At 68.9% G+C, this 13,411-nt stretch carries 11 protein-coding genes and 1 pseudogene; 10 read left to right on the forward strand and 2 right to left on the reverse strand.

Annotation, left to right across the window (positions count from 1 at the left end; translation table 11 throughout):
* Positions 1–2,335: Ig-like domain-containing protein (locus tag Q664_RS40865; RefSeq protein ID WP_052519287.1), on the reverse strand; the 2,335-nt coding region annotated here is incomplete at its 3' end.
* Positions 2,336–2,526: 191 nt separating this feature from the next.
* Between Q664_RS40865 and Q664_RS40870 the strand changes: the two genes are divergently transcribed.
* Positions 2,527–3,477 (forward strand): hypothetical protein, encoded by a 951-nt coding sequence (locus tag Q664_RS40870; protein WP_043409165.1) that lies wholly within the window; start codon positions 2,527–2,529, stop codon positions 3,475–3,477.
* 19 nt (positions 3,478–3,496) lie between these two features.
* Here the strand turns inward: Q664_RS40870 and Q664_RS40875 are convergent, their stop codons facing one another.
* Positions 3,497–4,435 carry a bestrophin family protein gene (locus Q664_RS40875; RefSeq protein WP_052519289.1) on the reverse strand — a complete coding sequence of 313 codons (939 nt, stop codon included), beginning with the start codon at positions 4,433–4,435 and terminating at the stop codon, positions 3,497–3,499.
* A 140-nt stretch (positions 4,436–4,575) separates the two neighbouring features.
* Between Q664_RS40875 and Q664_RS40880 the strand changes: the two genes are divergently transcribed.
* From Q664_RS40880 to Q664_RS55635, 9 genes and pseudogenes are all read left to right on the forward strand, one after another.
* Entirely contained in the window at positions 4,576–6,141 is a 1,566-nt protein-coding gene (locus tag Q664_RS40880) for a urate hydroxylase PuuD (RefSeq protein WP_052519290.1), read from the forward strand.
* Positions 6,142–6,168: 27 nt separating this feature from the next.
* Positions 6,169–7,527 (forward strand): allantoinase AllB, encoded by a 1,359-nt coding sequence (allB, locus tag Q664_RS40885; protein ID WP_043409167.1) that lies wholly within the window; start codon positions 6,169–6,171, stop codon positions 7,525–7,527.
* Between the two features lie 3 nt (positions 7,528–7,530).
* Positions 7,531–9,093, forward strand: coding sequence for an allantoicase (gene alc / locus Q664_RS40890; RefSeq protein WP_052519291.1), 1,563 nt, complete (start codon positions 7,531–7,533; stop codon positions 9,091–9,093).
* An 11-nt stretch (positions 9,094–9,104) separates the two neighbouring features.
* A complete protein-coding gene (gene uraH, locus Q664_RS40895) occupies positions 9,105–9,437 on the forward strand; it encodes a hydroxyisourate hydrolase (RefSeq protein WP_043409169.1) in 333 nt (110 codons plus the stop codon).
* Positions 9,434–9,949: an ureidoglycolate lyase gene (locus tag Q664_RS40900; RefSeq protein ID WP_043409171.1), complete on the forward strand. Its 516-nt coding sequence runs from the start codon at positions 9,434–9,436 to the stop codon at positions 9,947–9,949. The genes uraH and Q664_RS40900 overlap by 4 nt, the downstream gene beginning before the upstream one ends.
* A 411-nt stretch (positions 9,950–10,360) precedes the next feature.
* Positions 10,361–10,771 (forward strand): transposase, encoded by a 411-nt coding sequence (locus Q664_RS40905; protein WP_152622626.1) that lies wholly within the window; start codon positions 10,361–10,363, stop codon positions 10,769–10,771.
* Complete coding sequence (tnpB, locus tag Q664_RS54220; RefSeq protein WP_063934848.1) at positions 10,768–11,166, forward strand: IS66 family insertion sequence element accessory protein TnpB; 399 nt, start codon at positions 10,768–10,770, stop codon at positions 11,164–11,166. Before Q664_RS40905 ends, tnpB begins: the two co-directional genes overlap by 4 nt.
* 172 nt (positions 11,167–11,338) lie before the next feature.
* Entirely contained in the window at positions 11,339–12,928 is a 1,590-nt protein-coding gene (gene tnpC / locus Q664_RS53330; protein ID WP_268811443.1) for an IS66 family transposase, read from the forward strand.
* Positions 12,891–13,133, forward strand: a pseudogene (locus tag Q664_RS55635) (IS701 family transposase); the annotation flags it as partial. The gene tnpC and the pseudogene Q664_RS55635, both read left to right, overlap by 38 nt.
* Positions 13,134–13,411: the final 278 nt, after the last annotated feature.

Consider the following 13,411-nt stretch of genomic DNA (forward strand, 5'->3'; position numbering starts at 1 on the left):
CGGTGAGGGCCACCGTGGGGGGGATCCAGTCGTTGTCGACGGTGACGGTCACTGCGGCGCTCCCGGAAGAGGTCAGTCCCGCGGCGTCGTAGGCGATGACGGAGAGGGAGTGGGGGCCGTTGGAGACGGAGCGGCTGTTCCACGAGTAGGTGAAGGGCGGGGAGGAGTCGGAGCCCAGCAGGGTGGAGCCGGCGTAGAAGTCGACGCGGGTCACGCCGAAGTCGTCGGTGGCGGAGGCCGAGAGGGTGACGGTGTTCTTGACGGTGGCGCCCGTGGCCGGAGCGGTGAGCGAGGCGGAGGGCGGCGTGGTGTCCACGTCGGTGCCCACGGCGAACACCAGGTCATCGTGATCGTCCAGCTCGCCCGGGGAGCAGGGCATGGGCATGCCGTAGGTCCGGTAGGTGCCGCGCACGGCCTGCAGGGTGCCCGCGGGCAGCAGGTACGTGGTGGACATCGTCAGGTATCCACTGGAGTACGGGCGCAGGGTGGTGAGGTACGTCCACGACGGCGCGTTCGCGTCCGCGGCGTAGAACAGATCCAGCAGCTCGTTGGTGGGCTCGAGGCTCGCCCAGAGGTTGACCTCGATCTTCACCTCCTTGCCGGGGGCGAACGGTGTCCCATCCGTCCGGATGACGCGGATCCGCTCCAGCGAGGGGTCGAACTGGTACAGGCCGTAGATGCCCTCCTGGCCGTCCGCGCAGGTGCCGCCCAGGGTGTTGGGCTGGTGCTGCTCGGGGCCGAAGTGGGTGCCCCGGCCGGCGAGCAGCCCCATGGAATCGCAGCTGCTGCTCGGGGTGAGGCAGCGCGGGACGCCCATCACCGGGTCGTAGAGCGCGATGCCCGGGTTGTCGAGCGTCACCTCGACGGAGCTGGCCGCGCTGTTGCACCCACTGTCGAAAGCGCGCGCGGAGAGGGAGGCCGTGCCGTTGTCGTGCTCCCGGCTGTCCCAGACGAGCGAGTAGGGCGCCGTCGTGTCGGAGCCGATGAGCTGGCCATCGGCGTAGAAGTCCACCCGGGTGACGCCCACGTCATCGGACGCCGTGGCGGTGAGCGTCACGCTTCCACTGAGCGTGGCGCCATGGGAGGGCGCGGTGAGCGACACCTCGGGGCGCACGGAGTTGTCCTTCCCCATGCAGGCCGAGTGAAGCAACCGGTTCGGAGAGCCGAGTCCGGGCTCGATGATGAGGTTGGGGGTCGAGCGGGCGATGAGCTCCTCGTTGACCTCGGTGGGAGTCGCCGTGGGGTGCCCCTCCAGGTAGAGCGCCACGGCACCGGAGACGTGGGGCGTGGCCATGGAGGTGCCATCCGCGTACTCCATGTCCGTGTCGCCCGTGAACCAGGCGGAGAGGATGCCCTGGCCCGGCGCGAAGAGGTCCACGCAGGTGCCGTAGTTGGAGAACCAGGCGCGCATGTCGTACTCGTCCGTCGCGCCGACGGTGAGCGCCAGGGGTTCGCGGGCGGGAGACGTGGAGCAGGCCTCCCAGCCGTCATTGCCCGCGGCGACCACGAAGGTGACGCCCGCGGCGATGGTGGCCGCCACCGCGTCATCGAGCGCCTGTGTCGCCTCGCCTCCGAGGCTCAGGTTGGCCACGGCCGGCGTCTCGTGGTGGGCGGCGATCCAGTCGATGCCCGCGAGCACCTGCTCCAGGGTGCCCTCGCCCTCGCAGTTGAGCACGCGCACGGGATGGATCAGCACGTCCTTGGCGACGCCCACCGTGGTACCGCCCACCGTGCCGGCCACGTGGGTTCCATGGCCGCGGCAGTCTTCCGTGCCCAGCCCGTCGCCGATGGAGTCGAAGCCGGGGCGAATCCGGCCCGTGAACTCGACATGGGTGGACAGCACGCCGGTGTCCACGATGTACGCGTGCACTCCGGCACCCGTGTACTCGTAGGTGTAGGTGCCATTGAGCGGCTGGTTGCGCTGGTCGATGCGATCCAGGCCCCAGATGGCGTTGCTCTGCGTGCCGGACTGGCGGAAGAGGCGATCCTGCTCGATGTAGCGCACGCGCGGGTCCGTGCTCATGCGCCGCGCCGCCTCCTCGGACATGGCGGCCGTGAAGCCCTTCAGTGCATGGGTATACGTGCGCCGCGGTTGGGCCCCGTGCGCCCCCGCCAGGGACGTGACGCGCTTCCGGGTGTCCTCGGCGGAGGCCGCCACTCCCTTCTCCTCCGCGAGCACGACGATGTAGCGGTCCTGGATGGCCCGGGCCGGTTTCGCGAGCCGGAACTTCTGGGTGGAGGTTCGCTCCGGGAGAGGGGCCTCCGGCGATTGCTCGCATCCCACGGCGAGCAGGCAAGCAGCGAGGCGGACGAAGCTCCACAGCCGAGTGCGCATGGAAACCCCCTGGGTTTTTCGGTGGCGCGTCGGCGAATCATCTCAGGAATGGTGGACTCGGGACCAGACCCCCAGGTCGGAATGTCGGGAGGGCCCCGATCAACCCGCCCCCCTATCGGGCCACGGTGACTCCCGGTTAGCGTCGCGGCTTTTCTCATTGTGACCCCGGAGAAGCTTCAGGGGAGGACTGCATGCGTTCACGTTGGCTGGCGGTAGTGGCGATGTCCGGGCTGTGGGTGGGCTGTGGTGGCCCGGCGGCCGAGGCACTCAACAAATACAAGGCGGCCTCCCTCGCGTCCGAGACCGATGTGAAGGAGTGGGCCGAGCGGTCCAGTGCACCCAACATCTATGCCACCGCCAACGTGGCGGTGACGCTCGTGACGTTGACGGCGGGTTCGGAGGGCGCGGATCCCAACTGTCCGGTGCAGAAGAAGGACGGCAAGACCACGCGCCTCACCGGAGGCTGCACCGACAAGAACGGCGTGGAGTGGCTCGGCTCGATGGAGCTGGTGAGCGAGGAGGAGGGCGAGAGTTCGGGCATCCAGAACGCCCGCTACACCTATGACAACTTCGGCTACCAGAAGCCCTACACCTGTGGGGACAAGACCGGCCTGAACAAGATCGCCTTCCATGGCACCAGCTCGGTGACCGGCACCGAGGCGAAGAAGGAGTTCGCGATCGACGTCCGCCTGGAGTCCTCCGGGCTGCGGGACGAGGACTCCGACTCCTGCGACACCGTCAACTCCTCCGGGGCGTGGGAGTACAAGGGGACCGTCGACGGCGCGGACTCCGACCTGGGCGAGGGCAGGCAGACCTGGAACGGCTCGGGCCGCATCGGCTACGAGGAGCGGGGCCTGGTCGAGGTGGCGACGAAGGACGAGGTGGTGGATGGCTCGGTGTGCGACGAGGAGGCGGCCTCGGGCAGCACCACCATCAAGTCGAGCGGCCACACCGCGGTCATCACGTACGATGGCGCCACGGATTGCGAGGAGGCCAGCACCGTGCAGTGGAGCCTCGACGGGAAGGCCTCGGGAGAGCTGGAGGGCGTCAGCTGCTCGGCCGCCAGTGGCCCCGCGTTCTCGGCGTGGGGCGTGGCCCTGCTCGGCGCGCTGGGGCTGATGCGCCGCCGCGCCCGGCGCTGAGCCCACGCCCCCCTCTGGCTCACGCCACCGGCGGAGGCTCCTTCGGGACTGGAACCCCCGGGTAGCTCAGCGCGGGACTGTCGATGACCTGGTGGGTCCACGGCACCAGGTCGTCGAGGATCCGCGCGATGCCCCCGGAGATGTCCTCGAGCGGAAGGTCGTTGTCCTCGGTGCCGAAGGGCTCCTCGATCTCCACGCCAATCTCCTCGATGCCCAGGAAGGTGTGGGCGATGAGCAGGATGACGGGCACGGTGGCCCAACCGAAGGGCTCCACCAGGGCGAAGGGCAGGCCGAGGATGAAGAGGATGAGCGTGCGGCGCAGGTGGAGCATGTACGCGAAGGGCATCGGCGTCCGGACGATGCGCTCACACCCGCCCTGATAGTCGATGAGGAGCTGGACGTTGCGGTCGAGCTCCATCTGGATGATGTCGGTGATGAGTCCGGCGCGGCGGGCCTCGGCGAGGATGGCGGACATGCGCATCGCCACCGCGAGGCCGGCGTTGCGCGCGTTGAGGATCTGATCGATCTCCGCGCGGGGGAGTACGGCCGCGGCGGGCCCGAGGTCGTCGCCACCGCTCCGGAGGACCCGGGTCAGCGCGAACGGGTACACCGCCGTCCACGCGGCGAGACGGCGCACCAGCTCGGCCGAGGGGATGTTCAGCGCCGCCGCGCGCACCAGGTTCCGCGTCTCGTTGACGACGCCCCCCCACAGCTTCCGCCCCTCCCAGAACCGGTCGTAGGAGGAGTTGGTCCGGAACACGAGCAACAAGCTGAGTACAGTGCCGGCCAGCGTGTGTCCGGTGGCCGGGACGTCCACATGGCGGACGTTCTGATGGAACCAGACCACCGCCGTGGACCAGGCCACGAACACGCCCAGCCGTCCGACGATTTCCTTGAGGATGCCGCCGCGGAGTTTGAGGAGGTGCCGCCACCAGTGATGCGGGTCGTAGTGGATCATTTGTCTCGACGGGCGATGTCAGCCGCCCCTGGCGCGGGTTTTCGCCCAGGAACCGTGGAAGTTCCATGGGGATCTGTTGGTTTACCCACCTTTGTTCGGGGGGCTGCTTTCCGGAAAAACGCGGTAGAGTCGCGGCCATCATGTCCGCCTTCATCCATGAATGGCTGAATCTCCTGGTGCGCTGGGTCCACGTGATCGCGGCGATCATGTGGATCGGAGATTCGTTTCTCTTCATGTGGCTCGACAGCCACCTCACCGCGCCGAGCCGACCCCGGGAGGGCGCCGTGGTGGGCGAGCTGTGGATGACCCACAGCGGTGGCTTCTACGAAGTGGTGAAGCGCAAGTCGCTCGCCCAGGGCGAGATGCCGGACACGCTCTACTGGTTCAAGTGGGAGAGCTACACCACGTGGATCAGCGGCTTCCTGCTGCTCATCATCGTCTTCCACCTCAACGGCGCGTCGCTGCTGATCGACCCGGGCGTCTACCCGCTCACCGGATGGCAGGCCATCGCCATCAGCCTGGGCCTCCTGCCAGTCGCGTACGGGGTGTACGAGCTGCTGTGGAAGACGCCGCTGGCCAGGAACAACCGGGTGTTCGCGGCGGTGGGGTTCGTGTTGATCACCGGGCTGGCGTACGTGCTGACCCACCTGTTCAGCGCCCGGGGCGCGTTCCTCCAGGTGGGCGCCACGCTCGGCACGATCATGGCGGCCAACGTGTTCTTCCGGATCATCCCCGCGCAGCGCTACATGCTCGCGATGACCCGCGAGGGCAAGCCGGTGGACACCACCCTGGGCCTGCGCGCCAAGGGCCGCTCCATCCAGAACCACTACCTGACGCTGCCCGTGCTGTTCACGATGATCTCCAACCACTTCCCGAGCACCTATGGTGGCTCGAAGCCGTGGCTGGTGCTGGGCCTGTTGTTCATCGTGGGCGCGGGCCTGAAGTACGTGATGAACTTCCGCGTCAACACGCCGCCGCTGGTCTGGGCGGGCACGGGCCTGGCGATGGTGGGAGTGGTCGTGCTGACGCGGCCGCCGCCGGATCCGGCGCTCGAGCAGTTCGCGGGCAAGCCGCCGGTGCGGTTCGAGCAGGTGGCCTCCGTGATGCAGACGCGCTGCGCCACCTGCCACGCGGCACGGCCCTCGACCCCGATGTTCGCCGCGCCGCCGCAGGGCGTGGTGCTCGACACGCCGGACTCCATCCGAGCCCACGCCGATCGCGTCTTCGTGCGCGCGGTGGCCACCAAGACGATGCCACTGGGCAACCTCACGGGCATGACGGAGGACGAGCGCGCGCTGGTGGGGGCGTGGTTCGCCCAGGGCGGTGAGGTGCCCTCGGACGCGAAGATGCCCGACCTCGTCGCGCCGCCCGTGGCCGCCGCTCCGGCCGCCGCACCCACGGCGGGGGCCGCGCAGGCGGACATCCCGGAGTCCTCGCGCAACTACTTCGCCTCGGTGTGCAGCACCTGCCATGGCCCCAATGGAGCGGGGGACGGCATGGTGGCGGCGGCGCTGAATCCGAAGCCGCGCAACTTCGGCGACAAGGAGTGGCAGAAGAGCATCACCGATGACGCCCTCAAGAAGATCATCGTCGAGGGGGGGGCGTCGGTGGGCAAGAGCGCGGTGATGCCGCCGAACCCACCGCTCGCGGACGACGCCGAGACGCTCAACGGCCTCGTGAAGCTCATCCGCGCCTTTGGCGCTTGAGGCAGGGACTCCAGAGGGGAACAACAGATGCAGCCGTTCATCGTGCGCGGCCGTCGTGTGCTGACGCCGCGGGGGATCCGCCCCGCGGCGATCCACATCCAGGACGGACGAATCACCAGGGTGGAGGCGGGTGACACCGTGCCTCCGGGCGCGAACGTGCTCGAGGCGGGTGAGCTGCTCGTCACGCCGGGCGTCGTCGACAGCCATGTCCACATCAACGAGCCGGGCCGCACCGAGTGGGAGGGCTTCGAGACGGCGACCGCGGCGGCCGCCGCGGGGGGCATCACCACCGTGGTGGACATGCCGCTCAACTGCATCCCCGCCACCACCACGCGCGAGGCGGCCGAGGCGAAGCTCGCGGCGCTCGAGGGCAAGCTGCACGTGGACGTGGCGTTCTGGGGTGGGGTGATTCCCGGGAACGTGGAGGCGCTCGAGGGGCTCGCGAAGTTCGGCGTGCCCGGCTGCAAGTGTTTCACCTGCCCGTCCGGCGTGGACGAGTTCCCGCACGTCTCACGCGAGGACCTCGAGGTGGCGCTGCCGCGGCTCCGGGATCTCGGGCTGACGCTGCTCGTCCACGCGGAGGCGCCGGGTCCTCTCGACGCGGCGGAGCGGGCCATTTCCGGGAAGGATCCCCGGGACTACCGCACCTACCTTGGCTCCCGGCCGCGCGCCGCGGAGGACGAGGCCATCGCGATGATCATCGACCTGTGCCGCGAGCACCGGGCGAGCGCGCACATCGTGCACCTGTCGAGTGCGTCCGCGCTGCCGATGATCCGCGCCGCGCAGCAGGAGGGCGTGCGGATCACCGCCGAGACGTGCCTGCACTACCTGGCCTTCACCGCGGAGGAGATCGCCGCTGGGGCCACGAGCTTCAAGTGCGCGCCGCCCATCCGCGAGGCGGAGAACCGCGAGCTGCTCTGGCGCGGGCTCGAGGACGGGACGATCGGCATGGTGGTCTCGGACCACTCGCCGTGCACGCCCGCGCTGAAGAAGCCGGAGGCCGGCGACTTCCTCCAGGCGTGGGGCGGCATCAGCTCCTTGCAGCTCGGGCTGTCGGTGCTCTGGACGCTGGCGAAGGAGCGCGGCCACTCCGTGGAGCAGATGTTCCGCTGGAACGTCGAGGGCCCGGCGCGGCTCGCGGGCGTGTCGGATCGGAAGGGTCGGCTCGCCCCCGGGTACGACGCGGACCTGGTGCTCTGGGACGACGCGGCCTCCTTCGTGGTCCAGCCCGAGGCCATCCGCCACCGTCACCACGTGACGCCCTACGCGGGCCGGCGGCTGTTCGGACAGGTGAAGAAAACCCTCGTCGGAGGCCGGATGGCATATGACGCTGCGTCCAACCAGCCCCCGGCCACCGTTGGCCGCTTCCTGGCGGTTCGGAGGTAACCCGTGGCAACGCATCAGCCCGTCCCGGCGGAGTTCAAGGGACTCGTGGATCTCTCGGCCGACCTGCTCGGCACGTTCGTGCTCTACGCGACGGACGACTACTTCGCCGAGAAGGAGAACCTGCTCAAGCCGGGCCCTCCCGAGTGGCGCGAGGGCGCGTACACCGACAAGGGCAAGTGGATGGACGGTTGGGAGTCGCAGCGCAAGCGCGAGCCCGGCCATGACTTCGCCATCATCCGCCTGGGCGCGCCCGGCCGGGTGCGCGGGGCGCTCGTCGATACCACCCACTTCAAGGGCAACGCGCCCCAGCAGATCATGCTGGAGGGGCTCGAGGCGCCGCACACCGCCACCCCGGCGCAGCTGCTCGCGGACGAGCGGTGGGTACCGATCATCGAGCAGAGCACGGTGAAGCCGGACTTCCCGAACGTCTTCACGCTCGCGCAGCCGAGCCAGCGCGTGACGCACGTACGGCTGCGCATCTACCCGGATGGCGGCGTGGCGCGGCTGCGCATCTACGGCGACGTGCTGGCCGAGGATCGCACCTTCTGGCGTCCGGGCAGCGTGGACCTGGGAGCGGTGGAGAACGGTGGCACCATCGCGGCCAAGAGCGACGAGTTCTTCGGCCCGCCGGCGAACATGCTGCTGCCCGGGCGCGGCGTGAACATGGGGGATGGCTGGGAGACGAAGCGGCGGCGCACGCCGGGCAGCGACTGGGCGGTGGTGAAGCTCGCGCGGCGCGGGGTGCTGGAGCGCATCGAGCTCGACACGCACTTCTTCAAGGGCAACGCGCCGCAGGCGACACTCATCGAGGCCGTGGACGCGACGGGCATGGACGCGGACGTCCTGCAGACGCTGCTCGGCTCCGCCTCGCCGAGCGGCTGGCGGGTGCTCGTGGACAAGACGGCGCTCGTCCAGCACCGTCGGCACCAGCTCGAGCCCATCCACGCCATGCCCATCACGCACGTGCGCGTGCACATCTTCCCGCACGGTGGCGTGAACCGGCTCCGGCTCTTCGGGTACGCGCTGGACACCGAGGCGGAGTCCACGGCGCTGAAGCGGTTGAACGCGCTCGACGAGAAGGAGGCGCGGGCGGTGTTCCAGGCGTGCTGCGGCTCCTCGGCGTGGGTGGACGGGATGAGCGCCCGGCGGCAGTTCCCGAGCGTGCGCGCCCTGTTCGCGGCGGCGGACGAGGTGTGGTGGTCGCTCGGGGCGAAGGACTTCCTGGAGGCGTTCGCCGCGCACCCGCGCATCGGCCAGACGAAGAAGGCCGCGCCCCAGAGCGAGAAGTCCGCGGAGTGGAGCAGGGGAGAGCAGCGCTCGGTGGCCCAGGCGGATGCCGCGACGCTGGAGCGGCTCGCGAAGCTGAACGACGAGTACTACGAGAAGTTCGGCTTCACCTTCATCGTCTTCGCCACGGGGAAGAGCGCGCCGGAGATGCTGGAGCTGCTCGAGCAGCGGGTGCGGCGCGGCAAGACGGACGAGGTGGAGACGGCCGCGGCGGAGCAGGCGAAGATCACCCGCGTGCGGCTGGAGAAGTGGCTGCGCGAGCAGATTTCGGGACGCTGAAGGAGAGGCACATGGGCATCAGCACGCACATCCTGGACACCTCCCGTGGGCGCCCCGCCGAGGGCGTCACGGTGACGCTGCACGCACAGCAGGGCGGTGAGTGGAAGGAGCTGGCGCGCGGCGTGACGAACGCGGACGGACGCGTGAAGCCGCTGCTGGAGACGATTCCCGCGGCGGGCGTGTACCGGCTCTCGTTCGAGGTCTCGCCGTACTTCACGCGGCTCGGCACCGAGAGCTTCTACCCTTCGGTGTCGGTGGACTTCCGGGTGAACGCACCGTCGGAGCATTACCACGTGCCGCTCCTGCTCAACCCCTTCGGCTTCTCGACGTACCGGGGCTCATGAGCACACCCCGGATCATCCGCGCGAGGCCGCTGACGCCGGACGCCTTCGCCCCGTATGGAGACGTCGTCTCCGCGGGGCTGAAGAGCGGCACGTCGGCGAACCAGGGCACGGCGGTGCGGTTCGACTGGTCGGCCCGGCTGGAGAGTGATCGCCCGGGGGCCAGGCCGAACCTCGCGGTGTTCCGCTCGGTGCCGCAGCCGCTGCCCTTCACGGTGAAGCTGCTCGAGCACCACCCGCACTCGAGCCAGGCCTTCCTGCCCATGGTCTGCGCGCGCTTCCTGGTGTGCGTCGCGCCGACGGATGCCGCGGGGGGGCCGGACGTGGAGCGGCTCGCCGCGTTCGTGTGTGGCCCGGGGCAGGGGGTGAACTACCACCGGAGCGTGTGGCACCACCCCATCATCGCGCTGGACGCCCCGGCGGAGTTCGCGATGCTCGCCTGGGAAGACGGCGGCGCGGGAGACTGCGTGGTGCGGCAGTTCCCGGAGCCGCTGCGCGTCCTCGTCGAGCTCTGAGCCCTTCGCGGCAACTACAGCGCGCCGAAGTTCTGGGGAGGCGTAGCCGGCCGAGGTGATGCGCTGCCACGGCGCTGGGTCGTTGGAGCCTATGTGGCGTTGTTGTTACCTATAGGCGTGCGAGTACTCGAGAGGTCGGCTGGGGGTCTCCTTCAGGCTCTCAGTTTGGTAGTTCGTACGCATAAATGAAGTCAAATGTCCCGTATGTGCAGAGCCCGCCATTGTCTCCCTTTTGCATGAGTTCGAGGGTATGTGTGCCGGCTTCCAGGGGAAGTACCGCATTGAGAGTGGCAACAGCATTGCACTCGTAACTGGATGCCATGCCAAAACCCGAAGGGTCGACGAGTATTGCGCCATTGAGACGTAAATCCTCGCCCGAGCCCGTCGTGACGTGAGAGCAGAGGCGTGAGCATGTCCGTCGCCCCCATGAAGGAGGCGGAAGTGATGGAAATGAAGGAGCAGGCGGAGAAGTTCCGGCGGCAGGTACTCGAGAGGGGCGAAGTGGGCCCGCGTACGCGCTACACGCAGGAGCAGAGACAGGAAGCGGTGGCGTACCTGAGAGTCCGCCAGCAACAGGGGGCGAGCAGGGAGGAAGCGGCGAAGGAGCTGGGCGTGAGCAGTTGGACGCTCAGCCGCTGGGGCAGCGCCGCTCGCCGTGCCACCCAGGAGGAGCCCGCGAGGGCAGCGCTGGTCCCCGTGGAGGTGAAGGACGCGCGCCCCGAGGCCAGAAGAGGAGGGCTGGTGGTGCACGGGCCCGGAGGAGTACGGGTAGAGGGCCTGTGCGTCGAGGATGCGGTGAGGTTGCTGCGAGGGCTGCTGTGATTGGCTCCACGCGCAGGCTCGCGGTGTACGCCTACGGGCAGCCGTGCGACATGCGCAAGAGCTACGACGCGCTGAGCGGGCTGGTGACGCAGGAGTTGGGCCGCGACTTCCTCTCGGGCGACGTCTTCCTCTTCGTGGGACGGGACAGGAAGAGGGCCAAGGCGCTCTTCTGGGACGGCACCGGGCTGTGCCTGTACGCCAAGCGGCTGGAGAAAGGACGCTTCGCGCCGCTGTGGCAGCCAGAGAGGGACAAGCAGCCGTTGGTGCTGACGGTGTCGGAGTTGGCCCTGTTTCTGGAGGGCAGCGAGCTGGTGGGGCGAGCGCCGCTCTCGCCCGCGCCGTACACGCTGGCGCCGCTCTTCCAGCCGGAGGCCGCCAGCGCGGTGACTTCGTGAGTCATGCCGCGCGCACTACTTGCGCGGGCGGGTGCTGGCATGGCACTACCCGCGCATGAGCTTCCAGCTTACGACGGAGAAGGACGTGGAGAGGCTGCGCCAGGCGGCCCTCCTGTTGGAGGCGGAAAACAGACGCCTGGTGGCGCGCGTGGTGGAGCTCACGCGCAAGCTGATGAGCGCCCAGGGCAAGGACGCCGAGGAGTTGCAGCTGCGTTTGCAGGAGTTGGAGCGGCAACTCGCGCAGCGCACTGGCGAGCTGTTTGGCCGCTCCAGCGAGAAGCGCCCCCAGCGCGAGCAGGACGAGGGGAACAAACCCGAGCCGCCCACGCACGGCCATGGCCCGCGCGCCCAGCCCACGCTGCCGATGCTGGAAGAAGTGCACACGCTGGAGGAGCCCGACAAGCAGTGTCCCAAGTGCGGTGGGGCGCTGGCGCAGATGAAGGGCTGCTACGAGGAAGCCGAGGAGGTGGACGTGGTGGAGCGGCGCTTCGTGCTGCGCCGCCACAAGCGCCAGAAGTACCGCTGCGGCTGCGGCGGGTGCGTGGAGACGGCCCTGGGCCCGCCCAAGCTCCAGGCCGGCGGGCGCTACTCGGTGGACTTCGCCGTGGAGGTGGCCGTGGCCAAGTACCTCGACCACATGCCGCTGGAGCGGCAGGTGAGAACCATGGAGCGCGAAGGGCTGGTGGTGGACAGCCAGACACTCTGGGACCAGATTGACGCGCTGGCGCGGTTGCTGTCGCCCGCGCACGCGGCGCTGCTGACGCGCGAGATTTTGGGGGGAGACGAGACGCGCTGGCCGCTGCTGGGCAGCAAGAGCCAGACGCGCTGGCACGCCTGGGCGCTGTGCGCCCCCGACGCCGTGGTGTACCGGATACAGGAGGGCCGGGACACCGAGGCCGCGCGCAACATGCTCCAGGATTTTGGCGGAATCCTCATGGTGGATGGGCTGAGCACCTACGAGAGCGCCGCCGCGGGCTCCGGTGGGAAGCTGACCCTGGTGAACTGCTGGATGCACGCGCGGCGCAAGTACGTGGAGTGCGTGGAGGCCTTCCCCCAGGCCGAAGAGGCCCTGGAGATGATTGGCGAGTTGTACGCGGTGGAGCGCGAGTACAAGGAGGGAGCCGAGAGCCTGGAGCGCCTGCTGGAACTGCGACAGCACAAGAGCCGTCCCATCATCGAGCGGCTGCACCAGTGGGCGTGCGAGCAGCGCGCATTGCCCCAGTCGGCGCTGGGCCAGGCAATCAAATACATGGGCAACCGGTGGACGGGGCTGACGCGGTTTCTGACGGATCTGCGGGCGCCGCTGGACAATGGGGCCACCGAGCGCGCCATGCGCGGGCTGGCGCTGGGGCGCAAGAACCACTACGGCAGCCGGAGCCGGCGCGGCACCGAGGTGGCGGCCCTCTACTACAGCCTGATGGAGACGGCGAAGCTTGTGCGGGGTGGACCCCAAGCGCTACCTGCGAGAGGTCGTGCTGGCGGCCCTGCGCGCAGAAGCGATTCCCCTGCCCAACCAGCTCGCGCAGCCCGCCGAGGGCTGACGCGCCACGACACTCATTCCCACCTGTCTCGAGCTGACCGGGCGCCGCGGTGCTTGTCGCACTGCGGTAAGCGCCCCCTCACGCCCTTCTTTCGTCGTCAAGCTCCTCGACCACGGGGCTCGGCGAGCATTTACATTGAGACGTACAGTGAGGTGGCCCAGCTGGGTGCAACTACCGGTTTTATGGCGAGTGGAGCGCGACTACCAGGAACTGAAGGCTGAGGTGGGCCTGGACCATTTCGAAGGTCGCTCCTGGCGTGGTTTCCACCACTACGCCTCGCTCTGCATGCTGGCCCACGGTTTCCTCGCCCTGCACCGGGCGCTTTTTTCCCCGAAGGCGGACGCACTGGACGCTGCCCCAGGTGCGCCGCCGCCTTCAGCATTTGCTGCTGCGCCGTATCGGCCACTGCCCTCTTTGCCTGCGTAGCATCAGCGCCCGTGCTCCTCCCCTCGGGCCTTCTCGCATCTAACCGGGTAAGTATTAGTGTTCCCGACGGGATTCGAACCCGTGGAGGAGGGGGGCCCTAAACCCGCGACGGCACACGCCTTTCGAGGAATCGCGAGTGAATCCGGACACTTCGAGTCCACGGGGAGAGTTCTCGGCAATCCGACCAGTCCCTCGGAGTCCCCTCCTGTTTTGGAGACATTTTGGAGACGGGGTTGCACTGTCCCTGCAACCCGAGCGGGGTTGCTTGCGTTGGGAGT

Source organism: Archangium violaceum Cb vi76 (genome assembly GCF_000733295.1).
Lineage (GTDB): Bacteria > Myxococcota > Myxococcia > Myxococcales > Myxococcaceae > Archangium > Archangium violaceum.

Excerpts from the sequence above, each read along its gene's own strand:
- uraH (WP_043409169.1), top strand. The coding sequence starts at position 9,105 with ATGGGCATCAGCACGCACATCCTGGACACCTCCCGTGGGCGCCCCGCC.
- Q664_RS40875 (WP_052519289.1), bottom strand. The coding sequence starts at position 4,435 with ATGATCCACTACGACCCGCATCACTGGTGGCGGCACCTCCTCAAACTC.
- Q664_RS40880 (WP_052519290.1), top strand. The coding sequence starts at position 4,576 with ATGTCCGCCTTCATCCATGAATGGCTGAATCTCCTGGTGCGCTGGGTC.
- Q664_RS40905 (WP_152622626.1), top strand. The coding sequence starts at position 10,361 with ATGTCCGTCGCCCCCATGAAGGAGGCGGAAGTGATGGAAATGAAGGAG.
- tnpC (WP_268811443.1), top strand. The coding sequence starts at position 11,339 with ATGAGCGCCCAGGGCAAGGACGCCGAGGAGTTGCAGCTGCGTTTGCAG.
- allB (WP_043409167.1), top strand. The coding sequence starts at position 6,169 with ATGCAGCCGTTCATCGTGCGCGGCCGTCGTGTGCTGACGCCGCGGGGG.
- Q664_RS40870 (WP_043409165.1), top strand. The coding sequence starts at position 2,527 with ATGCGTTCACGTTGGCTGGCGGTAGTGGCGATGTCCGGGCTGTGGGTG.
- Q664_RS40900 (WP_043409171.1), top strand. The coding sequence starts at position 9,434 with ATGAGCACACCCCGGATCATCCGCGCGAGGCCGCTGACGCCGGACGCC.